This window comes from Kitasatospora sp. NPDC098652 (assembly GCF_044760155.1).
Classification (GTDB): domain Bacteria; phylum Actinomycetota; class Actinomycetes; order Streptomycetales; family Streptomycetaceae; genus Kitasatospora.
Window position 1 is genome coordinate 1 of sequence record NZ_JBIWAQ010000072.1, and the last position, 1,007, is coordinate 1,007.

General features: G+C 57.6%; 1 rRNA gene. It reads right to left on the bottom strand.

The window, feature by feature from the left end:
• Positions 1 to 1,007: ribosomal RNA gene (locus tag ACIQWA_RS40975) — 23S ribosomal RNA — on the bottom strand; the annotation flags it as partial.

Sequence of the window (1,007 nt, forward strand, 5' to 3'; positions counted from 1 at the left end):
TGCAGGTCGGAACTTACCCGACAAGGAATTTCGCTACCTTAGGATGGTTATAGTTACCACCGCCGTTTACTGGCGCTTAAGTTCTCAGCTTCGCCCCACCGAAATGGAGCTAACCGGTCCCCTTAACGTTCCAGCACCGGGCAGGCGTCAGTCCGTATACATCGCCTTACGGCTTCGCACGGACCTGTGTTTTTAGTAAACAGTCGCTTCTCGCTGGTCTCTGCGGCCACCCCCAGCTCGGAGTGCAAGACTCGTCACCAGGAATGGCCCCCCTTCTCCCGAAGTTACGGGGGCATTTTGCCGAGTTCCTTAACCATAGTTCACCCGAACGCCTCGGTATTCTCTACCTGACCACCTGAGTCGGTTTGGGGTACGGGCCGCCATGAAACTCGCTAGAGGCTTTTCTCGACAGCATAGGATCATCCACTTCACCACAATCGGCTCGGCATCAGGTCTCAGCCTCAATGAGTGACGGATTTGCCTATCACTCGGCCTACACCCTTACCCCGGGACAACCACCGCCCGGGCTGGACTACCTTCCTGCGTCACCCCATCGCTCACCTACTACCCCGTCGGGTCACCGGCTCCACCACTTCCCTTTGCCCGAAGGCTCCGGGACGGCTTCACGGGCTTAGCATCAAGAGGTTCAGCGTTGGCGCTTCAAAGCGGGTACGGGAATATCAACCCGTTGTCCATCGACTACGCCTGTCGGCCTCGCCTTAGGTCCCGACTTACCCTGGGCAGATCAGCTTGACCCAGGAACCCTTGGTCAATCGGCGCAAGAGTTTCCCACTCTTGTATCGCTACTCATGCCTGCATTCTCACTCGTATACCGTCCACGACTGGTTTCCACCGCCGCTTCACCCGGCACACGACGCTCCCCTACCCATCACAGCAGGCGTTGGCCCTATTGCTGCAATGACACGACTTCGGTGGTGTGCTTGAGCCCCGCTACATTGTCGGCGCGGAATCACTTGACCAGTGAGCTATTACGCACTCTTTCAAGG